The 22,264-nt window shown below is 69.5% G+C and carries 18 protein-coding genes; 9 read left to right on the top strand and 9 right to left on the bottom strand.

Annotated elements, in window-relative coordinates:
- The 3 genes from sphst_RS02595 to sphst_RS02585 form a co-directional block, all read right to left on the bottom strand.
- Window positions 1–999 (bottom strand): adenosine kinase, encoded by a 999-nt coding sequence (locus sphst_RS02595; RefSeq protein ID WP_031394261.1) that lies wholly within the window; start codon window positions 997–999, stop codon window positions 1–3.
- 106 nt (window positions 1,000–1,105) lie between these two features.
- The gene (locus sphst_RS02590) at window positions 1,106–2,014 is read right to left on the bottom strand and encodes a flagellin (RefSeq protein ID WP_107045111.1); all 909 of its coding nucleotides are present in this window, start codon (window positions 2,012–2,014) and stop codon (window positions 1,106–1,108) included.
- Window positions 2,015–2,025: 11 nt separating this feature from the next.
- Window positions 2,026–4,044: a FlgK family flagellar hook-associated protein gene (locus tag sphst_RS02585; RefSeq protein WP_107045110.1), complete on the bottom strand. Its 2,019-nt coding sequence runs from the start codon at window positions 4,042–4,044 to the stop codon at window positions 2,026–2,028.
- On the opposite strand from sphst_RS02585, the gene flgG reads away from it, so the two are divergent.
- The 5 genes from flgG to sphst_RS02560 all read left to right on the top strand — a co-directional run bounded on the left by flgG (window position 4,043) and on the right by sphst_RS02560 (window position 7,510).
- Window positions 4,043–4,750: a flagellar basal-body rod protein FlgG gene (flgG, locus tag sphst_RS02580; protein ID WP_081877769.1), complete on the top strand. Its 708-nt coding sequence runs from the start codon at window positions 4,043–4,045 to the stop codon at window positions 4,748–4,750. The two genes, sphst_RS02585 and flgG, sit on opposite strands and share 2 nt — an antisense overlap.
- On the top strand, window positions 4,747–5,205 hold the full coding sequence (gene flgA / locus sphst_RS02575) for a flagellar basal body P-ring formation chaperone FlgA (RefSeq protein WP_107045109.1): 459 nt from the start codon (window positions 4,747–4,749) through the stop codon (window positions 5,203–5,205). Before flgG ends, flgA begins: the two co-directional genes overlap by 4 nt.
- Window positions 5,206–5,216: 11 nt before the next feature.
- A complete protein-coding gene (gene flgH, locus sphst_RS02570) occupies window positions 5,217–5,948 on the top strand; it encodes a flagellar basal body L-ring protein FlgH (RefSeq protein ID WP_031439640.1) in 732 nt (243 codons plus the stop codon).
- Between the two features lie 157 nt (window positions 5,949–6,105).
- Window positions 6,106–6,984, top strand: a complete 879-nt coding sequence (locus sphst_RS02565) for a flagellin (RefSeq protein WP_031395278.1) — start codon at window positions 6,106–6,108, stop codon at window positions 6,982–6,984.
- A gap of 220 nt (window positions 6,985–7,204) precedes the next feature.
- A complete protein-coding gene (locus sphst_RS02560) occupies window positions 7,205–7,510 on the top strand; it encodes a hypothetical protein (protein WP_107045108.1) in 306 nt (101 codons plus the stop codon).
- Between the two features lie 46 nt (window positions 7,511–7,556).
- Here sphst_RS02560 and sphst_RS02555 read toward each other — a convergent pair whose 3' ends face one another.
- On the bottom strand, window positions 7,557–8,009 hold the full coding sequence (locus sphst_RS02555) for a hypothetical protein (protein WP_107045107.1): 453 nt from the start codon (window positions 8,007–8,009) through the stop codon (window positions 7,557–7,559).
- Between the two features lie 115 nt (window positions 8,010–8,124).
- On the opposite strand from sphst_RS02555, the gene sphst_RS02550 reads away from it, so the two are divergent.
- The 3 genes from sphst_RS02550 (at window position 8,125) to glsA (ending at window position 11,213) form a co-directional block, all read left to right on the top strand.
- Window positions 8,125–8,352, top strand: a complete 228-nt coding sequence (locus tag sphst_RS02550) for a hypothetical protein (protein WP_056678896.1) — start codon at window positions 8,125–8,127, stop codon at window positions 8,350–8,352.
- A complete protein-coding gene (locus sphst_RS02545) occupies window positions 8,349–10,208 on the top strand; it encodes a hypothetical protein (protein WP_107045106.1) in 1,860 nt (619 codons plus the stop codon). The genes sphst_RS02550 and sphst_RS02545 overlap by 4 nt, the downstream gene beginning before the upstream one ends.
- A gap of 69 nt (window positions 10,209–10,277) precedes the next feature.
- Window positions 10,278–11,213, top strand: coding sequence for a glutaminase A (glsA, locus tag sphst_RS02540; RefSeq protein WP_107045105.1), 936 nt, complete (start codon window positions 10,278–10,280; stop codon window positions 11,211–11,213).
- 3 nt (window positions 11,214–11,216) lie between these two features.
- Here the strand turns inward: glsA and sphst_RS02535 are convergent, their stop codons facing one another.
- Together sphst_RS02535 and sphst_RS02530 are read right to left on the bottom strand one after the other, a co-directional pair.
- Window positions 11,217–13,652, bottom strand: a complete 2,436-nt coding sequence (locus sphst_RS02535) for a bifunctional diguanylate cyclase/phosphodiesterase (RefSeq protein ID WP_107045104.1) — start codon at window positions 13,650–13,652, stop codon at window positions 11,217–11,219.
- Window positions 13,653–13,750: 98 nt separating this feature from the next.
- Window positions 13,751–14,851 (bottom strand): serine hydrolase, encoded by a 1,101-nt coding sequence (locus sphst_RS02530; RefSeq protein ID WP_234387269.1) that lies wholly within the window; start codon window positions 14,849–14,851, stop codon window positions 13,751–13,753.
- Between the two features lie 424 nt (window positions 14,852–15,275).
- Between sphst_RS02530 and sphst_RS02525 the strand changes: the two genes are divergently transcribed.
- Window positions 15,276–17,966, top strand: a complete 2,691-nt coding sequence (locus tag sphst_RS02525) for a TonB-dependent receptor plug domain-containing protein (protein ID WP_107045103.1) — start codon at window positions 15,276–15,278, stop codon at window positions 17,964–17,966.
- Window positions 17,967–18,013: 47 nt separating this feature from the next.
- Here sphst_RS02525 and sphst_RS02520 read toward each other — a convergent pair whose 3' ends face one another.
- The 3 genes from sphst_RS02520 to sphst_RS02510 are packed head-to-tail and all read right to left on the bottom strand — an operon-like array spanning window position 18,014 to window position 22,180.
- The gene (locus tag sphst_RS02520; protein ID WP_031396601.1) at window positions 18,014–19,543 is read right to left on the bottom strand and encodes a DHA2 family efflux MFS transporter permease subunit; all 1,530 of its coding nucleotides are present in this window, start codon (window positions 19,541–19,543) and stop codon (window positions 18,014–18,016) included.
- A 10-nt stretch (window positions 19,544–19,553) separates the two neighbouring features.
- The gene (locus tag sphst_RS02515; RefSeq protein WP_107045102.1) at window positions 19,554–20,738 is read right to left on the bottom strand and encodes an HlyD family efflux transporter periplasmic adaptor subunit; all 1,185 of its coding nucleotides are present in this window, start codon (window positions 20,736–20,738) and stop codon (window positions 19,554–19,556) included.
- Window positions 20,735–22,180 carry an efflux transporter outer membrane subunit gene (locus sphst_RS02510; RefSeq protein ID WP_107045101.1) on the bottom strand — a complete coding sequence of 482 codons (1,446 nt, stop codon included), beginning with the start codon at window positions 22,178–22,180 and terminating at the stop codon, window positions 20,735–20,737. Before sphst_RS02510 ends, sphst_RS02515 begins: the two co-directional genes overlap by 4 nt.
- Between the last annotated feature and the right edge of the window lie 84 nt (window positions 22,181–22,264).

Raw genomic sequence — 22,264 nt, 5'->3', positions numbered from 1 at the left:
TCAGCCGATATGCTTGGCGGCGAGCGCCTTCATGTCGACCATCGGGCGAGCGCCGACATGGCTGATGATCTCGGCCGCGCAGACCGCACCGAGCTTGAGCGAGGCGTGGAGGTCGTGGCCCTGTGCCTGGCCGTGGAGGAAGCCCGCCGCGAACAGGTCGCCCGCGCCGGTCGTGTCGACGACCTTGGCGATCGGCTCGGCCTTCACTTCGGCGCGCGTGCCGTTCTGGATCGCGCAGGCACCGTGTTCGCCGCGCGTGACGACCAGCGTCGGGACCTGGGCCGAGATCTTCGCGACCGCCGCGTCGAAATCCTCGGTCTCGGCAAGCGCCGCGAGTTCGCTCTCATTGGCGAACAGGATGTCGATCAGGCCGTCCGACAGCAGCTGGCGGAAATCGCCGCCGTGGCGCGAGATGCAGAACACGTCGCTGAGCGTGAAGGCGACCTTGCGCCCTGCACCGCGTGCGCAATCGATCGCGGCGCGCATCGCGGCGCGCGGCTCTTCGGGATCCCAGAGATAGCCCTCGAGATACAGGATCGCGCTGTCGGCGATCATCGCGGTGTCGATCGCCGCGGCGGGCAGATACTGGCCCGCGCCGAGGAAGGTGTTCATCGTCCGCTGGCCATCGGGCGTCACGAAGATCAGGCAGCGGCCGGTGGTCGGGTCGCCGGCGCGGACCGGGGTCGCGAACTCGATGCCGATGCTGCGGACGTCATGCGCGAAGACCTGGCCGAGCTGGTCGTCGGCGACCTGGCCGATGAAACCGCACTTGCCGCCGAGCGCAGCGACGCCGGCGACGGTGTTGGCGGCCGATCCGCCCGAGATTTCCATGCCCGGCCCCATCTTGGCGTAGAGCGCATCGGCTTCTTCCGACGAGAACATCAACTGCATCGAGCCCTTGGCGACACCGATCTCGGCGATGAAGGCGTCGTCGGCGCTGCTCAGAATGTCGACGATGGCATTGCCGATCGCGACGACGTCATAGGTAGGCGTGCTCAAGGGGAGGTCTCCGGACCGAACGGGAAAAGCTCGCCGTAATTCGCGCAGGCGGCAGGCGCAACCGTTGCGGCGCGGCGCGCATGGCCCGGCGCCCGGCCCGCCGGGGTCAGCGCAGATAGGCGACGAGGCTGAGCCCGGCGACCTTGCCGAACACCGAATAGCTCGCCTCGAGCATCGTCTTGCGCTGCATCAGGTCCATCGAGATCTGGCCGTAATCCGCGTCCTCGTTGTCCGAGACGATCTTCTCGAGCAGCGCGGCGCGATCGGCCGCGCGCGCGCCGAGCGTCTCGATCTGCGCCTGGCGGAGGCCGTTGGCGGCGTTGAGCCCGCGGACTTGTGGCAAGGCGGCGTCGAGCTGCGCGATCGCGGTCTTGAGCGCCGCGGCCTGGCCTGCGCTGGGGCTGGCGCCGATCGGCCCGGCCTCGGCCAGCGTCCGGAACGCGGCGAGCACGCCGTCGCCGAGCTCGCTCGCGGTGACGCCGTAGGTCAGCGTCGCGCCACCGCCGATCGACGCCGAGGCGCGGACGTCGTCATTGCCGAATGCGGCCTGCGTCGTCGTGCCCGCGGTCTCGGCGAGTGTCGCGGGCTTGAACGGGATCGCGTCGCCCTGCGCGCCGGCGAACAGCGGCTCGCTGCCGTCGGTCGCGTTGAGCGCCGAGCGGAACTGGCTGAAGGCGCTTTCGATCGCGCTGCCGAGCGCGGGCGTCGCGCCGGTGCCGACCGCGGTCATCAGCTGTGTCCGGAGATCGCCGGCGATCGTGTCGATCGCGGTGATATTGGCCTCGTACAGCGACAAGGTCGTGCCGAGCCGGGTCGTCGCCGCGCTCTGCGCCGCCTGCATTGACAGCGCACTGCGCGCCGACAACGTGCGGACCGCGGCGCTGCCGAGATCGGCGAGGTCCTTCGCCTTCTTGCCCGAATTGAGCTGCAGCTGCGTCTGCGCGAGCCGCTGCTGCGCCTTCTGGACCGCGTCGGTCAGCGTCCGCTGGAGCGGGATGGTGGCGATGCGGGTCATCGATGCTGGTCCTATCTGATCATGCCGAGAAGCGTGTCGTACATCTCGCTCGCGGTGGTCATGACGCGCGCGGCGGCGGCATAGCTGTTCTGGAGCACGACCATCTGGCCGAGCTCCTCGTCGATATTGACGCCCGAGACGCTGTCGCGGCGGTTGATCGCGTCGTCGCGGCGTGCGCCCATCTGGTCCGCGCGATCGGTGGCGCGCGACGCGGCGGATCCCGCATCGCCCAGCACGACCGCGGAGAAGCGCGCGATCGTCATCGTCCCCGCATCGCCGAGATCGACCGCACTCGCCAGCGCATCGACCAGCGCGGTCGCGCCGCGCCGGTCGCTCGGCCCGAGCGCCTTGGTCCCCACCGCGACGGGCTGGAGCCGTGCGAGCGGGAGGCGGGTCGGGTCGGCGAGCACGTCGCGGCGGACCCCGGCGCTGTCGAGCCCCGCCCCCGCCGCGCCCAGCCCGGTGATCGCCGCAAAGCCGCGTCCGGTGCCGCCGCGGTCGGTCGTGTCGGACAGGACCGAGAGCATCGCCCCCGATTCGGCGCGGGTGGCCGAGAACCGCAGGCGCCCGGCGTCGTCGAGTGCGAACTGGCCATAGCCGCCGAGCGGACTGGCGTTGAGCTCGTCGATCAGGTCGCCATAGCTCGGCCCCGTCGCCCCCGTCAGCGCATAGCGCGCGACCAGCCGGCCCGACGAATCGTGCAAGGCGAAATCGACCGCCTCGCCGGCGGCGAAGCGATGCGGATCGGCGGTGGTGAACCCCGAGGGCACGAGCATGCTCGTGTCGCTGCGGACGATGTCGTTCAACCCGAAATAGTGCGACAGGCCGATCCCCGCGCGCGCGCTCGGCCGCGCGGTGTCCTGCGCGATGGCGACGCCGGTCCCTGCCCCGGTCGCGGCGATGGTGAGTGTGCCGTTGGCGAACGACGCGGTCGCCGCACCGCCCAGGCCGGTATTGATCGCCGCGATCGCATCGTCGACGGTTGCCGCCGCGCCGAGTGCGTCGAAGTCGAGCGTGGTGCCGGCGACCATCGTGCCGTCCGAGCGCGTCACCGCGATCAGCGCCGCGCCGGTGAACCCCAGCCAGTCGCCACCGGTCAGCGCGGTCGCGCGACCGGTGAGTATCGCCGGCGGCGGGACCGCCGAGCCGGTGTTGGACGCGGCGTTGATCGTCCGCGCGAGTCCTGCGAACAGCGTCTCGACCCGCGCCGAGAACGCCGGCAACTGCCGGTCGCGCAGGTCGAGCAGCCCGCCGAGCCGCCCGCCCATCGCCGGCGTGTCGAGCGTCGTCCCGGTCGCCGCGCCGAGCGTGCCGTCCGCCTCGGCGAACCGGACGTCGATCGTCGGATAGACCGGCTGCGCGCTGCCGACGCCGCTGGCGGGATAGGAGAGCTGGCGCAGCCGCTGGTCGAGCAGCGGGACGCCCGAGGCGGTATCGATCGTCACCCGCCCGCTCGGCTGTTCGCGCGCGGTGATGCCGATCAGCGCGCTGAGCTCCTCGAGCGCGGTGGTGCGGCGGTCGGCGGGGCCCGACGCGCTGCGCCCCAGCCCCTGCAGCCGCGAGATCGAATCGTTGAGCGTGTCGACGGTGCGCAGCAGCGCGTTGACCCGCTCGACCGTGTCACCGACCTCGCCCTCGATATCGCCGCGCAGCACGTCGACGTCGCGACCGAGCTGGCGCATCGATCCGATCGCGTCCTCGACCATGCCGACAAAGGGGGCGGTGACCGCGGAGCCGCCATTGGCGCCCGCCATCGCGGTCGCGGTCGCGGCGATCGCGTCGAGCCGCGCGGGCAGCGCGGATTCGGACCCGGTCGCGCCGAGCAGCGACTGCAACCGGTCGAGATAGCCCGCCTCGACCTCCGCACGGCCCGCATCGCCGCTGCGGCCATAGACGGTCGCTTCTAGGAACTTGTCCGCGACGCGGCCGGGTTCGCCGACCACCACGCCGTTGACGCGGCCCGCGGTGACCCCCGTCTGCAACGCGACCGTTTCGCGCGCATAGCCCGGCGTGTTGACGTTCGCCAACATGAACACCACCGGCTTCAAGCGCCAGCGCGCGGCGTTCCAGGACCTCCTCTATCAGCAGGAAACGCGCCCCGGTTCGGCGGCGGGCGGTGACGGCCAGGCCAAGGTGCCGACCGGGATCCAGATCGGCGCGGGCGTGAAGACCGGCGGCGTCTACCGGATCACCGAACAGGGTGCGCCCAACCAGACCGGCAATCGCTATGACATCGCGATCCAGGGGCGCGGCTATTTCCAGGTGACTTTGCCCTCGGGGCAGATCGGCTTCACCCGCGACGGATCGTTCCAGCTGTCCGAACAGGGCGAGCTGGTCACCGCGGACGGCTTCCGCGTCGAGCCCGCGATCGTCATCCCGCCCGAGGCGGTCGACGTCGCGATCTCGAAGACCGGCGAGGTCCAGGTCAAGCTCGCCAACGATCCCGCGCTGCAGACCGTCGGCCAGATCCAACTCGCGACCTTCGTCAACGAGTCGGGGCTCGAGGCGCAGGGCGGCAGCCTCTTCCTCGAAACCGCCTCGTCGGGGCAGCCGACCGTCGCCGCGCCGGGCCAGCCGGGCTTTGGCGACACGCTGCAGGGCTTTGTCGAGGCGTCGAACGTCAACCCGGTGTCCGAGATCACCGCGCTGATCACTGCGCAGCGCGCCTATGAGATGAACAGCCGCGTGGTGAAGACCGCGGACGAGATGCTCGCGACCTCGAGCCAGCTCCGGTGAGCCGCCTGGCAATCGCCGTCGCGTTCGTCCTCGCATCGGGGGCTGCGCTCCCGGCGCACGCGGCGGATCCCGCGGAGACGCCCGTCGCGGTGCTCACCCGCGCGATCGCGCGCGGCGACATCCTGAGCGCGACCGATTTCGAACTGCAGCCGCGCGCCGCGGTCGCCGCGCGCGGCGTGCTGGCGGCGGACGCGGCGAGCGGGCGCGAGGCGGTACGCGCGCTGCCCGCGGGCACGATGGTCCGCGCCGGCGATCTCGTCGCGCCCCGGCTGGTGCGTCGCGGCGAGGCGGTGACGCTGTCGCTCCAGGGTCGCGGGTTTGCGATCACCACCGCGGCGCGGGCGCTGGCGGCGGGCGGCATGGGCGACGTCGTCCGCGTCGTCGCGCTGTCCACCAACCACAGCGTCGATGGCGTCGTCACGGGCGCGGGCAGCGTCCGCGTCGCCGCGCAATGAGGAGACATGCGATGACCAGACCTGCGACGATGTTCCTGATCCTCGCCGGCGCGACCGCCCTGTCGGGTTGCGGCACGATCGGCCAGCTCAAGACGATCGGCAAGGCGCCGAAACTCAGCGAGATGACCGCGGTCGACACCCCGCTGACCGAGGATTCGCTCGGCCAGCCGAGCCGTCGCCCGGCCGCGCCGCCACTGGCGCTGGCGCCCCCCGACGCATCGCTGTTCCGCGCGGGCGCTGGTGCGTTTCTCGGCGACCAGCGGGCCGCGCGCAAGGGCGACATCCTGACCGTGCGGATCAACGTTCAGGATCGCGCCGAGGTCGGCAACACGACCGCACGCACGCGCGGCGGCTCCGAGAATGCGGGGCTGACCGCAGCACTCGGGCTCGGCGTCGCGACGCCCGATCCGCTGATCGCCGGCAATTCGAAGTCGCAGTTCAACGGATCGGGCAATATCAGCCGGTCCGAGACGATCAGCATGACGATGTCGGCGATCGTCACCGACGTGCTGCCCAACGGCAATCTGATGATCCGCGGCCGCCAGGAGATCCGCGTCAATTACGAGCTGCGCGAGCTGATCGTGACCGGCATGGTCCGCCCGCAGGACATCAGCCGCGACAACAGCATCCGCCACACGCAGATCGCCGAGGCGCGGATCAGCTATGGCGGCCGCGGCCAGCTGACGCAGGCGCAGCAGGCGCGCTGGGGCCAGCAGATCTACGACGCGCTGTTTCCGTTCTGAGGCGCGCGCCCGCGCTGCAAATAATCCGCGCAGCACGACCAACTATCCGGATTTCTTCCCAGAATAAGGAGCGGGTCGGATCTGACCGCTCCGTCGGCGAGCCGCCGTACGGCTCAAGGACGCAGAAGCGACCGACTATTCCAGAAGGAAGAATATCATGGGAATGTCCGTTAACACCAATGTTGGCGCGATGGCGGCCCTCCAGGCCCTCAACGAGACCAGCAAGGGTCTGTCCGTCGTCCAGAGCCGCATCAACAGCGGCCTGAACGTCGCATCGACCAAGGACGATTCGGCAGCCTTCACGATTGCCCAGGGCCTTCGCGGCGATCTGGGTGGCCTCAAGGCGGTCAACTCCTCGCTCAGCCGGGCGAAGAGCGTGGCCGACGTTGCGGTCGCAGGCGCAGAGCAGATCTCGGACGTCGTCAACCAGATGAAGACGCTCGCCAAGCAGGCGTCGGACGATGGCATCAGCGACGAGAGCCGCGCTGCGTATAACAAGGACTTCACCGCCCTTCGCGACCAGATCAGCACGATCGTCGATTCGTCCGAGTTCAACGGTACGAACCTGCTCAAGACCGGCGGCGGCACCGTGAGTGCGTTGCAGTCGCTGACCAACAAGGCAACCGGCACCGACACCTACGATCCCGATACGCTCTCCATCGCCAACCAGGAAATCGACCTGCCGGCGACGGAAACCGCGTCCGCGGGCGTGGGTACCGGCGTGCTCGGCCAGGATTCGGAAATCGACACGGCTGCCAAGGCCAAGGCGATGGTCGATACCCTGGACACGCTGGGCAGCTCGCTCAACACCAAGCTGAGCGATCTTGGCTCGGGGTCGCGCAAGATCGACGCACAGATGACGTTCACCAGCAAGCTGTCGGACGCGATCGAAAGCGGCGTCGGCAAGCTGGTCGACGCGGATCTGGCCAAGGAATCGGCGAAGCTGCAGGCACTGCAGGTCAAGCAGCAGCTTGGCGTGCAGGCGCTGTCGATCGCCAACCAGGCACCGCAGACGATCACCTCGCTGTTCCGGTAAGCCGGTACGAGACACGATCCCGCCAAGTCCCCCAAGCACATCGGCGGGGGGTCGTGGAAACCGGGGTGGCCGATCGGCCATCCCGGTTTTTTTGTACCTGTTTCCAGGCAGCGGCGCGCGCCGATACGGGTAATCCCTTAATAGCCGTGCGGCCCGGTTCGACTAGGGTCGAGCGAACCGGCGGGCGGACCAGTCACGAACGGCCGGAGAGGATGAGGTCATGGACTACCGCGTTTCGCTGTCGCTCTCGGTCACCGACCCGCATGCGCTGTGGTCCGCCGCGGCGGCCTGTGCGCTGACCGCGCCGGGCATGACGCTCGACGACGTCGTCGAGACGATCGGCAGCGAGCATGATCCCGACATCGCCGACTGCATCGCGCTGCTGCTGCTGTCGCCGCGGATCACCGGCGCGCGAATCGAAGACTTCGCCTGCCGTCGCGCCGGCCGGCCCGAACGCGTGGCAGACGTCACCCCGTTGCCGACCCGCCCCCGCGCGACGCGGCACGGGCTGAACGCCAACGCCTGAGACACGCCGGGCCGGGGTTCGGCGCAGCGCGCGGACTTGAGCGCGATCAGGCGCGGCGCGCGGCCACCTCGACCAGCAACACCGCCGCGATCGTCGGATCGACCCGGCGCAGGGCCGTGGAGACGTCCTGCGCCAGTCGTCGTGCATCGACCGGCGTCGACGCGGAGGCATGCAACCGCGCGAATTCGATCGACGCGACCAGCGCCGCCTCGCGCAGTTCGGGCCGACGCGTCTCGATCGCCCCCGCGCCCGCGACATCCGCGGCCTGGAGCACCAGCTTGACCTTCAGCCGTCCGTCCGCGCGATCGCCCTCGACGATCGGTACGTCGAGCGGATCGAGCATCACGAACAGCGGCGACGGCCGTACGGGTTCACCTTCCGCCCCGCCTCCTTCCGCCCCGCCCCCTTCGGACGCCGCGGCGCCTGGTGCCATGATCGGCGCGGTCAGCAGCGCCGCGATCAGCAGCGCGATCTGCTTGGGTGAAGGGCGGGTGCGCATCGCTCGGGCTCCGGTTTGTGGTTTCGTCGGGACGTCGCCCCGAATGCCGGCCGATGCCGACGATCCGCAGGTCTTTGCCTCTATAATAGGAGGATAGCGGAGGAATGGAGCGCAAGTGAGCCACGATCAGAAACCCGCGCGCGTCAGGATCGTCGCGAACGGCGCCGAGACGGACGCCCGTCGGCGCGGCGATGCGACCGCGATCGCGCCGATGCCCGCGGCCGGACCGGGCGATGGTCATCATGCCGCTGCAGGCAACAGGGTCGCGACGATCGTGTTCGCGCTGCTGTTCCTTGGCGCCGCCGCCGCAGCCGCGGTCGCGGTGACCTTGGCCTTCGCATGATCCGCCTCGCCATCGCGCTGGCGATCGGCGCGGGGCTGGCCGGACCGCATGCCGCGCGTGCTACCGAACCGTCGCATCCGAGCGCGCCGCACCTGAGCACGCCCCACCCGGGCACGCCGACGCCCGGGCAACCGTCGCCACCCGCCCCCGCCCGCCCGGCGCCTGTACCCTTTGCCGCCGAGCTCGCCGCGCAGCCGCTGCCGCCGGCGCGCACCGCCTGGACCGCGATGAGCGAGCAGGCGGCCTGGGCGGCGCTCGCGATCGCCACGCCCGCGACGCGGCAGGCGACACGCTGGCGCTATGCGGTCGCCCTGATCGCGCGCGACCGCGCCGGCGAGGCGCTCGGCGTGCTCGACGTGATGGCGGCCGACGATACCGGGCTTGCAAAGGTCGCCGCGTGGCGGCGCGCGCGCGGCGTCGCGCTTGGGCGCCTCGGGCGGACCGATCCGGCGATCGCGGCGCTCGACGACCCTGCGCTCGCGACCGATCCCGAGACCTGCCTGTGGCGGATGCGGATCCTGGCGGAGGCGGGACGCGCGGCGCCGGCGTTGCGCGTCCTCGGCTGTGCGATGCCCGCGCTGAACGCGCGTGGCGCCAAGGCGCGCCGCCCCTTCATCCTCGCCGCCGCGCGCGCGGCGACCGACGCAGGGAGGCCCGGCCCGGCGCGCGACTGGCTCGATCGCATCCCGGCGACCGACGCGGCGGCCGCGCTGTTGCACGGCGAGGCCGACCGTGCGCTCGGCGCCGCCGCGACGAGCCGTCGCTGGTTCGATCTGGCCATACGTACCGGCGATCCCGAACAGCGCGCCGCGGCCACGCTCGGGACGATCGAGACCGATCTGGCCGCGCGCACGCTCGCCCCGCCGGCCGCGGCGCGCCGGCTGGCGGCGCTGCTGTTCCGCTGGCGGGGGGGCATGGTCGAGCGCCGCGGGCTGACGCTGGCGATGAGCCTCGCCACCCGCCGCGGCGACGAACCCGCATTGCTGGCGGCCGCCGCCGCGCTGCTGCGCTATGGCAATGTCGGCGCCGACGCGGCGCCGCTGTCGGCGACTGTCCAGGCGCATCTCGTCGCGCTGGTGGCGCCGCAATCGACCATGCCGCTCGGCACCGCCGCCGGTCTGCTCTGGGATTACCGCGACCTGATGCCGACGGGGGCGGACGGCGACCGCGTGGTGTGGATGCTCGCCGACCGGCTGCAACAGGCCGGGCTCTATCGCCGCGCCGCCGAACTGCTCGAACGCCGGCTCGGCACCACGCAGCGCGACGTCGAACAGGGCCCCCTGTCGATCCGCGTTGCGACGCTGCGGATCCTGGCGGGCGCGCCCGACGCCGCGGTCCGCGTGCTGCGCGAGACCGCGATGATTCCCTATCCCGACGCGATCCAGGACGAACGCCGCCGCCTCCAGGCGGTCGCGCTCGAACTGCTCGGCCGCCACGCCGAAGCGGTGGCGACGCTCGCCGACATCCGTGACGCGACGCCGATCCGCGCCGAATTCGACTGGCACGCACGCGACTGGTCGGGGCTCGTCGCCAGCGGCACCACGCTGCTGCCCGCCCCCGGAGCGCGCGGTGGCCTGTCCGCGGAGGGCCAGGCGATCGTCCTGCGCCAGGCGATCGCCCATGCGATGCTCGGACAGGAGGCCGCCTTGGCACGGCTCAACCGGCGCTATGCCCGCGCCTTCGCCGCGCTCCCCACCGCGCCCGTGTTCGCGATGCTGACCGCGCCGGTCGGAGGCTTCGACCCGGCACGACTCGACTCCGCGATGACCGCGCTGTCCGCGGCAAGCCCCGCGGGCGCGATCGGCGACCTGCTGACCGCGGGACAGGCGGCGCGGACGTCGACGCGGCTGGACTAGGCCGCCGCGCCCCCGCCCACGGATCATGCGCGCCGCCTGCGAGTTGACCCTGTTCACTAGGAGAGCCGCATGCCCAGCACGATCGCGCAGATCATCACCGAGATCGCCGCCGAGATCACCGACGACGCCGCGCGGATCGAGGCATCGGCGGACCGCAAGGAGGAGGCCGTGCCCGGGCCGATCGGCATCGCGGTCGCGCTGACGTCGGGCACGCTGCTGACCGCGGGTGCGGCGACGACGGCGTTCCCGATCCAGAGCATCTCGAAGCTGTTCGCGCTCGACCTCGCACTCGCGGCGATCGGCGACGACGTTTTTGCGCGCGTCGGGAAAGAGCCGTCGGGCGACCCGTTCAACTCGATCGTCGATCTCGAGCGGACCAAGGGCGTGCCGCGCAACCCGTTCATCAACGCAGGCGCGCTGGCGGTCGTCGATATCCTGGTCGAACACCGGCCCGAGGACGGCGACGATCCGGCGGTCGCCCGGCTGATCGGGCGCGAGACCGGGTCCGAGAGCGTCACGTTCGACGAGGACGTGATGGCGTCCGAGCAGGAGGGTGGCGATCTCAACCGCGCGATGATGAGCTTCATGCGGCATCACGGCAATCTTCATGCCGATCCCGATGCGGTGATGGCCGCCTATGTCCGCAACTGCGCGATCGCGCTCGATTGCCGTGGCCTTGCAAAAGCGGGCGCCTATCTCGCGGCGACGCGGCGGATGCCCGATGATCCTGAGGCCGATGCGGTGGCCAAGCGTCACCGCACGGTGCTCGGCCTGATGATCACCTGCGGCCATTATGACGGGTCGGGGGATTTTGCGGTGCGGGTCGGCTTGCCCGCCAAGAGCGGCGTCGGCGGCGGCATTCTCGCGATCGTGCCCGACCGTGCGGCGATCGCGGTCTGGTCGCCCAATCTCGACCAGCACGGCAACAGCATCCTCGGCATCCGCGCGCTCGAGATGATCGCGCACCGGACCGGCTGGTCGGTGTTCGGACCGCCGCTGGTCTGACGCTCAGGCGGCGAGCCGGGTAACCGCCACCCCCGAGGATCGCGGGTCGGTGTCGCCGGGTGCGCCGATGATCGTGTCCCCCGGCAGCTCGGCAAAGTCCGCCGTCGCATCGGTGAACGGCACGACCGGCCGCCCGAGCAGATAGCCCTGCGCCACGTCGCAGCCGATATCGTGCAGCACGTTGAGCTGTTCGCGCGTCTCGACCCCCTCGGCATGCGTCAGCACGCCCAGTTCCTTGCCGATCGCGACGGTCGCGCGCAGCACCGCCATGCAGCGCGGATCATTCGCCGCCTCGGCGACGAAGCTGCGGTCGATCTTGATCCGGTCGAAGCGGAAGTCGCGCAGATGCGCGAGCGACGATTGCCCTGTGCCGAAATCGTCGAGCGACACCTTGATGCCGAGCTTGCGGATCCGGTCGAGCATCACCGCGGTCCGGCCCGCATCGTCGATCAGCGCGGTCTCGGTGATCTCGATCTCGACCCGCTCGGGTGCGACGCCGTGGATCAGGATCGCCTGGGTCAGGCTGTGCAGCAGCCCTTCCGACTTCAGCTGCGCGGCGGAAATGTTGATCGCGACGTTGAGATGCGGCGACCAGCCCGCGAGGTGGCGGCACGCCTCCATCATCACCCAGCGGCCGATATCCTCGACCAGCCCGCATTGCTCGGCGATCGGGATGAAGACGCCCGGCGGGATCCAGCCGCGCACCGGGTGGTTCCAGCGGATCAGCGCCTCATAGCCCGTCGTGCCCCCGGTCAGCAGATCGACGACCGGCTGGAAGGCGAGCGCGAAGCCGCCGGTTTGCACCGCTTCGTGCAGGTCGTCGACGATCCCCTGACGTTCGGCGAGCCGTTCGGCGAGCCCGGGCAGATAGGCTTGCGCGCGCCGCCGTCCGAGCCGCTTGGCCTCGTACAGCGCCATGTCCGCGCGCTTCATCAGGTCGTCGGCGGAACAGGCGCCCGAAAAATGGGAAATGCCAATGCTGCAGCTCGGCAGCAGCCGGCAGCCGTTGATGACGACCGCGCCGCTCAATTGCGCGACGATCGAATCGGCGAGCGCCGCCGCCGCCTCACCCGTCTCGCTGGCGAGGATGGCGAGCTCGTCGCCGCCCATCCGCGCGATGAAGCTGTCCTGGGGCAGCAGCCGCGTCAGCTCGGCCGCGACATGGACCAGCAGCTGGTCGCCGACCGCGTGACCAAAGGCATCGTTGATCCGCTTGAAATCGTCGAGGTCGATCATCAGCAGCGAGAAGGGCGCGCCGATCCGGATCCGCGCCTCCTTCTGCTCGCGCAGCGACCGGCGATTCCCCAGCCCGGTCAGCGGGTCGTGATAGGCCAGGTGCGTCAGGTTGCGCAGCGCCTGCCGCTCCGCGCTGACGTCGTTGAAGGTCAGCACCACGCCCTTTGACTGCATCGGACGGCACTGCATCCGATAGACGCAGCCATCGTCCATCGCCCATTCGCGGTCGAACGTCGCGTCGGTCCGGATCCATTGCTGCATCGCCGCGCGGATCTCGGCGCGCCGCTCGGGCAGCCAGCCGCGATGCCGGGCGACGATGTCGATACAGGCGGTGATCGTCATGCCCGGCGCGATCGCCCCGTCCGGGATCGCGTACATCTCGAGGAACCGGTGGTTGAAATGCTGCAACCGGGCATTGCCGTCGATGAACACCAGCCCGTCCGACATGCTTTCCAGCACCGCTCTCAGCGTGTGCCCCTCTTCCTCGCGCGTCGTCCTGAACCGCTCGAAGGTCAGCAGGCTGGCGAGGCAGGTGACCGACACGCCAAACGCCATGCAGGCGGCGACGAGGCCTGGCGACAACAGGCTGCCGCGGACGTCGCCGATGCTGCCGATCACGATATCGCCCGACAGCGCGACGAAATGCGTCGTGCAGATCGCGAGCGCGAACAGCATGCAGGCGGCGGTGCGCGACCGCGCCCAGCCGCGGTGGAGCTGCCACGTCGCCATCAGCACCGTCCCGAGCACCAGCCCGGTGATGTTCGTCGGCCAGGAAAACACGTGGACGCAATCGGTCATGCCCGTCAGCCCGACCGCATGCATGCACCAGATGCCCGCCCCCGCGATCGTCGCCGCGGCGATCCGCGCGACGCGGCGGGGCAGGCGGGTGACCGCGACCAGCGGCACGCCAACCAGCGCGATGCCGACCAGCGCGGACAGGATCGTGATCGGCACGTCGTAGCGGAGCAGAAGGTCGGGACGATAGGCGAGGATCGCGATGAAATGCGTCGCCCAGACGCCGAGCCCCGCGGCGAGTGCGAGCGCGGCATGCCGCCAGCCGAGCGGTTCGCCGGGCTCTGCCGCGGTCCGGTCGAGATCGATCGCGAGCATCGCCACCGACCAGCTCGCGGTAAGGCAGATTCCAATAGCGACGGCGACCAGCGACCCCGAATGCTCGAAATGAAGATTGAAAAGGGGGACCACGATCTTTGCTCTCAGGACGTTACCCCCAATTGCATGAATTTATTAAAGAAAGTTATAACCGAAACGGCTTGATAGGGCCCCTTGCCCGGCCGGCACGATCAATTGCTCGCCGAGGCGACGACGGCCCGGGTCACGTCGCCCATCAGCCGCATCCGCACCGGAATTGGCTCGCGCGTGCTGGCGATCATCACCGCGACCGCATAGCGATGGCCGTTCGGCGCGACGAGCAGCCCGATATCGTTATAGCCGGTCGACAGGCTGCCCAGGTCCTGCCCGGTGCCGGTCTTGTGCGCGAGCGACCAGCCCGGCCGCAGCCCCGATTTCAGCCGCAGCGGCCCGGTCTTGCTCGACCGCATCAGCGTCAGCAGCGACGCGGTCGAACGCGCGCTCAGCAGCTTGCCCTGCGCGAGCAGCGACAGGCCGAGCGTCACGCCATTGGCGGACGCACCGTCGTATGGCGCCGCGAGATAGCGGTTCAGCGCCTTCGCCCGCGCCTCGTAGGTCATCGCCGCGCGCGCCTGGAGAAAGCCCCAGCCCCCCGCCCATTCGGGCCGCCATTCGAGCCCCGCGGTCTTCGCCTGCAGCACCCGTTCACCCGGGCCGAAGGTCACACCCTCGACACCCTTGGCGTCAAGCATCCGGTTGATCGCCGCGGGCCCGCCGACGCGCCACAGCAGCACGTCGTTGCAGGTATTGTCGCTGCGCGTCATCGCGCCGCGCAACAGCTCTTCGATCGTCGTCGTATAGCCGTCCGCGCCGATCAGCGCGCGGATCGGCTGGTGGAACAGCGTCAGGTCGGCACGCGTCAGCGTGACGCGGTCGGACAGCGCCATCTGCCCGCGGTCGACGGCGTCCATCACCGCGATCGCCACCCACAGCTTGCTGACGCTTTGCTGCGGACGCCGCGTGTCACCGTCCCAGGCCACCACCCAGCCCTCGTCGATGTCGCGCACGGTGATGCCGACCTGTCCCTTGAAGCTCGCGCCGAGCGCCTGGACCGCGTTGAGCAGGTCCGCCGCGGGCTGGGGCCTGGTCGACGGCCGCGTCGGCGCCGATGGCCGGGGCGCCGGCGCCACGGTCGTGACGGTCAGCGGCGGCGGTGCGGGACGCATCGGCTGGCGACCCGCGGGGACGCACGCGCCCAGGCTGGTGACCGCGGCAAGGATCCCGGCGAGGCGATGAGACACTGAAATTGACACGATAAGTTCCCCTTGTCCGCTGCTTAGCGCGCTGAGCGCTGCGCGGAACCCGAAAGCTGCCGCACCCGCCGCGTTTCGGGTTCCGCCGGTCGCACGCCGCCGATCCGCCGCGACCCGGCTTTGGCCCCGGTGGCGGTGCCCCGCCTGCCACGTCCGCCGCCCCTTGCTGACTGGAACCGGGACAATCGATTGCGTCAATTCTGCAACATTATGACGTCCATATGAAAGTCGTGCGTATTTTCGGTTGCAAAGACGGGACCGCTATGGCCGTTTGTTGCCAAGACAGGTCAAGGACGAAGCCGGACAGGCGGCCGTCCTTGCGTGTGACAGGGCAATTTCCGCAGGCGCGCCAAGGGGAATCGGCGGTCTGGAACGGCGATGATGGGGGAGGATCCTGAGAGCCACTTTTCAAAGGGGGCTTAGGATGATCAGATACACGACCTCGACCGTCGCACTGGCGGTCGCACTTCTTGCCGGGTCCGCCGCCTTCGCAGCGACGCCCGGCAGCGGCCAGGATGGCGCCGCACCCACACCCGCACCGGCCAGCGCCGTGCAGGAAAGCGTACCCGACGCCGCCAGCGCCACCCCCGAGCCGTCGAACGACATCGTCGTGCTGGGCACGCGCCGGACCGATCGCACGCTCGCCACGTCGCCGTCGCCGGTCGATGTGATCAGTTCGGCCGAACTGACGTCGCAGCCCGCCGCCAACATGATCGACGCGCTCAAGAATATCGTGCCGTCCTTCTACGCCGGCCAGAATTCGATCTCGGACGCCTCGACCTTCGTCCGCTCGCCATCGCTGCGCGGCCTGTCGGGCGATCAGGTGCTCGTGATGATCAACGGCAAACGCTATAACCGCTCTGCGCTCGTCCAGGTCTATGGCGGCAGCGACACCGGGCTCGGTCGCGGTGCGCAGGGGCCCGACATCTCGGCGATCCCGTCGCTCGCAATCGGCAATCTGCAGGTGCTGCGCGAAGGTGCGACCGCGCAATATGGCTCCGACGCGATCGCCGGCGTGCTCAATTACGGCCTGCGCGAGGATCAGGGGATCGAACTGGTCGGTCGCGCCGGCCAATATTATGCGGGCGACGGCGAAAGCTATCAGATCGCGGGCAATGCGGGCGTGAAGGGCGACTTGGGCTTCATCAACGTCACCGGCGAATATGTCGACGAAGGCCAGACCAGCCGCGGCCGCACCCGCCCGTCGGCCGCCAATTTCGCGCAGAATTTCCCGGCGCTCGCGAATCAGCTCCCCAATTATCCGCTGCCCGTGCAGATCTGGGGCAATTCGCCCTCGCACGGCTTCAAGTCGGTCTACAACTCGGCGATCAACGTCACCGACAGCAGCAAGATCTACGTCTTTGCCAATTATGCGCAGAGCAAGGGCAATCAGAGCTTCAACTACCGCGCCTCGGTGTCGAGCACTGCGGTCGACACGAACGGCGTGGTCCGCAATCAGGGCGCGAACGGCGCGTTCAACAACACCTTCTTCCTCACCCCCTGCCCGACCGGCAACGCGACCTGCCCGAGCGGCGGCTTCGTTCGCGACGGCAACACCTTCCGCTTCGGTACGCTCTACCCCGCCGGCTTCACGCCGCGCTTCGTCGGCAAGACGCAGGAAGTGTACGGGGTGCTCGGCTACAAGGGCACGTCCGGCGCCTTCAGCTATGACCTGTCCGGCACGCTGGCGCGCAACAAGCTGTCGCTGTCGATGTATGACTCGGCCAATTTCTCCTACGGCCCGGCGACGCAGACCAGCTTCGACTTTGGCGACCTGATCCAGAAGGAAACCAACTTCAACGCCGACTTCACCTATGCCGCCGACCTCGGTCTCGCCGCACCGCTGACCATCTCGGCGGGCGGGGAGTTCCGCAAGGAAACCTACGAACAGACCGCGGGCGACACGCAATCCTATGCCGCCGGCCCCTATGCGATCGCGCAACAGCTCTTCACCCAGACCGCGCCGGGCGTGTACGTCGCCTCCGGCACGACCGCGGCGCAGGGCGTCGGCGCGAGCGGCTATGCCGGCACCAGCCCCGCCACCGCAGGCAAGTTCAGCCAGAAGGCCTATGCCGCCTATGTGGGGCTCGAGACCGACCTGACCGACGCGCTGACGGTCGGCGCGGCGGGCCGGTACGAACATTACAACACGTTCGGCGATGCCTGGGTCGGCAAGGTGAACGCGTTATACAAGTTCGCCGACGCCTTCTCGGTCCGCGGCAGCTTCGGCACGGGCTTCCACGCACCGTCGCCGGGCCAGTCGAACGTCTCGATCGTCACGACCTCGTTCAACAACGGCGTCGCGTTCCAGGCGGGCACCTACCCGACCAACACCGCGGTCGCGCAATATTATGGCGCGAGCAACCTGACCCCGGAAAAGTCGACCAATTACGGCCTGGGCTTCATCCTCGAACCGGTCCGCGGAATGACGGTCACGGTCGATGGCTACCGGATCAACCTGCGCAACCGGATCGGGCTGACCTCGCCCTTCATCGTCACCGCGGCGGACCTTGCCGCGCAGCCGGCGCTGCTGCCGGTCGGTGTCGGCGGCCAGGTCCAGTATTTCACCAACGGCTTCAAGACACGTACCCAGGGCATCGACGTCGTCGGCACCTACCGCACGCGGTTCAGCGAGGCGGAGCTGAACTTCTCGCTGGCGTATAACTACAACGACACCAAGGTTACCGAGTTTGATGCCCGGGTGGTCGGCACCGCGCAGCTGATCGACGCGGAGAATCTCGCGCCAAAGCACCGCGTCGTTTTCAATGCCGGCTGGACGCTCGACAATCTGAGCCTGAACGTCCGCGAGAATTACTACAGCTCGTTCACCAGCGCGCAGGATTACGGCCAGACCAACGGCGTGCCGAACCAGGTGTTCAGCGGCAAGTTCGTCACCGATCTGGAGCTCAGCTACACCTTCGCCGAGCATTTCACGGTCGCGGTCGGCGCGCAGAACTTCACCGACGAGCATCCCGACCGGCTCAAGCCGACCTCGACGGTGCAGATCTATCCGCTCACCGGCGGCACGTCGGACGGCCAGGTCTATCCGCGCAACGGCGGGCCGTTCGGCTTCAACGGCGGCTTCTACTATACGCGTCTGCGCGTGAAATACTGAGACCGGACGGGGGGCGCCGCGGTGCCCCCCGTCTTCTCATTACCGGATCAGTGCGCGGCGGCGGGGTCCACCGGCCGGGCGGGCCGCGGCGCCAGCCAGATGATCGCGGCGGACACGAAGAAGATCAGCGCGGCAAAGGCGAACAGGTGGTTCGTCGCCAGCGCGAAGCTTTCCTGCTCGACCACCCGCTCGATCAGCCCGCGCCCCTGTTCCGCGCTCAGCCCGTGCTGCTGCGCGTTGGCGATCACCTGATCGCCATTGTTGAGGATGTTGGTCAGCTCGGCGCGGTTCGTCTGCGCGTTGTTCTGCCACATGGTGCTGCCGATCGAGGTGCCGATCGCCGCCGCCAGCGTCCGCAGGAAGCTCATCACGCCCGCCGCCGACGCGGTCTCCTCGGGATTGACCGCGCCCAGCGCGATGATCGTCAGCGGGATGAAGAAGAACGGCATGCCCAGCCCCTGGACGAGCTGCGGCGCCGCCAGGATCCAGAAATCCGCGCCGCTGAACCAGAAGGTCCGCAGCACCGACGTCAACCCGAGCCAGAAGATCCCGAAACACACCAGCGCGCGCGGGTCGACCTTGTTGCTCAGCTTGGCAACGATCGGCGAGAAGATCACCGCGAGCACACCGTTGAACGCGGTCACATAGCCCGCATCGCTCGCGGTATAGCCCATCGTCGACTGCAGCCATTGCGGGATGATCACGACCGAGGCGAAGAAGGTCCCGAAGCTGAAGGCGAGCGCGGTCACCGCGACGGTGAACCCCCGGTGCCGGAACACGCGCAGGTCGACGATCGGGTTGCCCGCGGTCAGCTCCCAGATCAGGAAGGTGACGAAGCCGATCGCCGCGATGATCGCGCAGCCGACGATGAAGCTCGACCCCAGCCAGTCATGCTCGCGCCCGAGATCGAGCATGATCTGCAGCGCGGCGATCCACACGACCATCAGGAACAGGCCGAAGCGGTCGATCGGCACGATCTCGGTCTTGGTCTCCGATTTGCGCAGCAGCGTGAACACGCCGACGATGCAGAAGATCGCGATCGGCAGGTTGATGTAGAAGATCCACGGCCAGGACCAGTTGTCGCTGATCGTCCCGCCCAGGATCGGCCCGAGGATCGGCGCGGTGACCGTCGTCATCGCCCAGGCGCCCATCGCCGCCGCGCGCTTCTGCGGGGGGAAGATCGTCAGCAGCAGCGTCTGGGTCAGCGGCATCAGCGGGCCGCCGCAAAAGCCCTGCCCGATCCGGAACGCGACCATCGCGCCAAGCGACGAGGCGAGACCGCACAGCGCCGAGAAAACCGCAAAGCCGATCATCGCCGCCATGAAGACGCGGATCGTCCCGAACCGCCGGACCAGCCACCCGGTCAGCGGCACACAGATCGCCTCGGCGACCGAATAGGAGGTGACGACCCAGGTCCCCTGGGTCGGCGACACGCCGAGCCCGCCCGAGATATGCGGCACCGACACGTTGGCGATGGTCGTGTCGAGCACCACCATGAAATTGGTCAGCGCCAGCACGAAGCCCGCAAGGATGAGGCGCGGGCCGGTCAGCACCGGCGCGGACGTGTCGGCGGCCATCGATCCGTTCCTAGCGATCGCCCGAGATGTCGATCTCGGCGTCCATCGACAGCCCGACGCGCAACGGATGGTCACGCAGTTCCTTGGGGTCGAGCGCGATGCGCACCGGCAGACGCTGGACCACCTTGATCCAGTTGCCGGTCGCGTTCTGCGCGGGGATCAGCGCGGACGATGCGCCGGTTCCGCCGGCAAGCCCGACGACGCGGCCGTGATAGACGACGTCGTCGCCGTGCAGGTCGGAGATCAGCGTCGCATGCTGGCCGACGCGGACATGCTGCAGCTGGCCTTCCTTGTAGTTCGCGTCGACATAGAGCTGGTCGACGGGCACGATCACCATCGCCGCGGTGCCGGGCGCGAGCCGCTGGCCGATCTGGACGTTGCGCTGCGAGATGACGCCGTCGATCGGCGCACGCACGACCGCCCGCGACAGGTCGAGCCGGGCCTGGCGCAGCTTGGCGCGCGCGGCGAGGACCTCGGGGGCGTTGTCGCGCGTCGTGCCGCGGGTCAGCGCGGTGTTGGCGGCGCGATCCTCGAGCGCGGAGGCACGCGTCGCGGTCGCCTGCGCGATCCCCGCCTGCGCGATCGCGACATTGGCGCGCGCGGTGCGCAGCGCGTTCGTCGCTGCGGTCACCTCGTCGCCCGATACCGCGCCCGCCGCGACCAGCGCCTGGCGACGCTGATAATCGATCTGCGCACGCTCGAGATTGCCCTGGGCGAGCAGCAGCTGCGCGCGGGCGGCACCGATATCGGCACCGCGCGCATTGGCCTGCGCCTGGAGTGCATCGCCCGTCGCCGCGGTCTGGCCATAGCGGCGCTCGGCCCCCGCCAGATCGGCTTCGGCCTGCGCGACCGCGATCTGCAGGTCGGCATCGTCGAGCCGCATCAGCACCTGCCCGCGCTTGACGGTCTGCGTGTTGCTCACCGTGACCGCGATCACCTGCCCGCTGACCAGCGGCATGACCTGCGCGGTTTCCGCCGCGACATAGGCGTTGTCGGTCGTCACGCGCTTCGACAGCACGAGCGCATCGTAGACGAAATACAGGACGGCGATCACGACCAGCACGGCCGCGAAGATCAGCAGCAGCCGCTTGCGCTTGCCGGGGTTGGCGGTGTCGACCTTGGGGCTGTCCTTGGGATCGGCCTTGGGCTCCTCGGCAGGAGTCTGGTCGCTGTCGTGGGATGGGGTGTCCATCATCGTGTCCCGCTGGTCTGGATAAGGGGTTGGAAGCCGCCGCCGAGCGCGCGCACCAACTGCACGTCGAGCGCGAACCGGCGCGAATCGATCGCCGCGACCGAACGCCGCGCGGTCAGCACCGCTTCCTCGGCGCTCAGCACGTTGAGAAAGGTCGACAGGCCGCCGCGATAGCGCAGCTGCGCGACCTGATACGCGCCTTCGGCATCGACCAGCGACGCGCGCGCATCGCGCATCTGTGCTGCGACCTGGCGCCGGCTGGTCACGACATCCGCGACCTCGCGCAGCGCATTGATCACGATGCGGTCATAGCTGCCGACCGCCTCGTCATACTGGCCGCGCGCCTGCCGATACTGGCCCTGCAGCGCGCCGCCGCGAAAGATCGGCAGGCTGATCGCCGGGCCGACATTGCCGATGCTCGATCCGCCCTTGAACAGGTTGTCGAGGCCGAGCGATTGCAGCCCGATCAGCCCCGACAGGCTGAGATTGGGGTAGAAATCGGCGCGGGCGACCTTGATCCGGCTCGCCGCCGCTTCGGCGCGCGCGCGGGCGGCGGCGACGTCGGGGCGCCGGCCGATCAGGCCGATCGCCGCGTCGGCGGGCAGTTCGGTGGCGAGCACGGGGACCGCCGGCCGGGTGATCGACAATGCGCGATCGGGCCCGGCCCCAATCAGCGCGGCGATCGCGTTCTTGGCGAGCGCGATCTGTTCGGCGTTGCTGGCCAGGTCGACCCGCGACGCCGGCACCGCGGAGCGCGCCTGTTTGAGCTCAGCCTGCGTATCGAGCCCGATCGCGACACGCTCGTTCACCAGCCGCTCGCTCGCGCTGCGCACCGCATTCGCCCGCTGCAGCACGTCCTGTTCGGCATAGAGCCGCGCGAGATCGGCATAGCGCGCGGCGATATCGGTCGCGAGCGTCAGCGCCGCCTGCTCGCCGTCGAGCCGCGCCGCCTCGGCCTCCGACGTCGCCGCGACCAGCGCCGCGCGGTTGCGCCCGAACAGGTCGAGATCGAGCCCTGCGTCGAGTGCCAGCCGGCCCGTGTCGTTCCAGCCCTTCGGGATGAATTCCGCGGGGATGCCGTTATTGTAGCTCTGCTTGTTGAGCCCGACCGTGCCCTCGGCATCGAGCCGCGGCTGGTTAGCGGCACCCGCCTGCTGCACCGCGCCGCGCGCGGTCCGCACGCGCGCGGCCGCGATCGCGATGTCGGGCGATCCCGCCAGCGCTTCGGTGATCAGCGTGTCGAGCTGCGCATCGCCGTAACCCCGCCACCACTGCGCCGCCGGCCACGCCGCATCGCGCGACGCCGGGCCGTTCGACGCGAGGCTGTTGCGCGATGCATAGGTGTCCGCGGATGCCAGGACGGGCGGCGGCCCCAGATCGGGCACCGCGCAGCCGGCAAGCCCGGCTGCGATTGCAGTGCAGCCGGCGAATCGAATCAGTCGCATTGAATCATCGTACTCCTGCGTACGCTCGGCAGATGGTCCCGGGTCGTGGACTTGTCAATAAATAATCGTACCGTATAGTACGCC

The organism is Sphingomonas sp. STIS6.2, assembly GCF_000732685.2.
Taxonomy (GTDB): Bacteria; Pseudomonadota; Alphaproteobacteria; order Sphingomonadales; family Sphingomonadaceae; genus Sphingomonas; species Sphingomonas aerolata.
The sequence above is the reverse complement of the archived record's forward strand: the minus strand, read 5'-3'. Positions and strand labels throughout refer to the sequence as shown.

Bases quoted from the DNA above. Each gene is read 5' to 3' on its own strand.
- sphst_RS02545 (WP_107045106.1), top strand. From the start codon at position 8,349: ATGATCCGCCTCGCCATCGCGCTGGCGATCGGCGCGGGGCTGGCCGGA.
- sphst_RS02520 (WP_031396601.1), bottom strand. From the start codon at position 19,543: ATGGCCGCCGACACGTCCGCGCCGGTGCTGACCGGCCCGCGCCTCATC.
- sphst_RS02560 (WP_107045108.1), top strand. From the start codon at position 7,205: ATGGACTACCGCGTTTCGCTGTCGCTCTCGGTCACCGACCCGCATGCG.
- sphst_RS02515 (WP_107045102.1), bottom strand. From the start codon at position 20,738: ATGATGGACACCCCATCCCACGACAGCGACCAGACTCCTGCCGAGGAG.
- sphst_RS02555 (WP_107045107.1), bottom strand. From the start codon at position 8,009: ATGCGCACCCGCCCTTCACCCAAGCAGATCGCGCTGCTGATCGCGGCG.
- flgG (WP_081877769.1), top strand. From the start codon at position 4,043: ATGAACACCACCGGCTTCAAGCGCCAGCGCGCGGCGTTCCAGGACCTC.
- sphst_RS02585 (WP_107045110.1), bottom strand. From the start codon at position 4,044: ATGTTGGCGAACGTCAACACGCCGGGCTATGCGCGCGAAACGGTCGCG.
- sphst_RS02565 (WP_031395278.1), top strand. From the start codon at position 6,106: ATGGGAATGTCCGTTAACACCAATGTTGGCGCGATGGCGGCCCTCCAG.
- sphst_RS02510 (WP_107045101.1), bottom strand. From the start codon at position 22,180: ATGCGACTGATTCGATTCGCCGGCTGCACTGCAATCGCAGCCGGGCTT.
- sphst_RS02525 (WP_107045103.1), top strand. From the start codon at position 15,276: ATGATCAGATACACGACCTCGACCGTCGCACTGGCGGTCGCACTTCTT.
- sphst_RS02590 (WP_107045111.1), bottom strand. From the start codon at position 2,014: ATGACCCGCATCGCCACCATCCCGCTCCAGCGGACGCTGACCGACGCG.
- glsA (WP_107045105.1), top strand. From the start codon at position 10,278: ATGCCCAGCACGATCGCGCAGATCATCACCGAGATCGCCGCCGAGATC.
- flgH (WP_031439640.1), top strand. From the start codon at position 5,217: ATGACCAGACCTGCGACGATGTTCCTGATCCTCGCCGGCGCGACCGCC.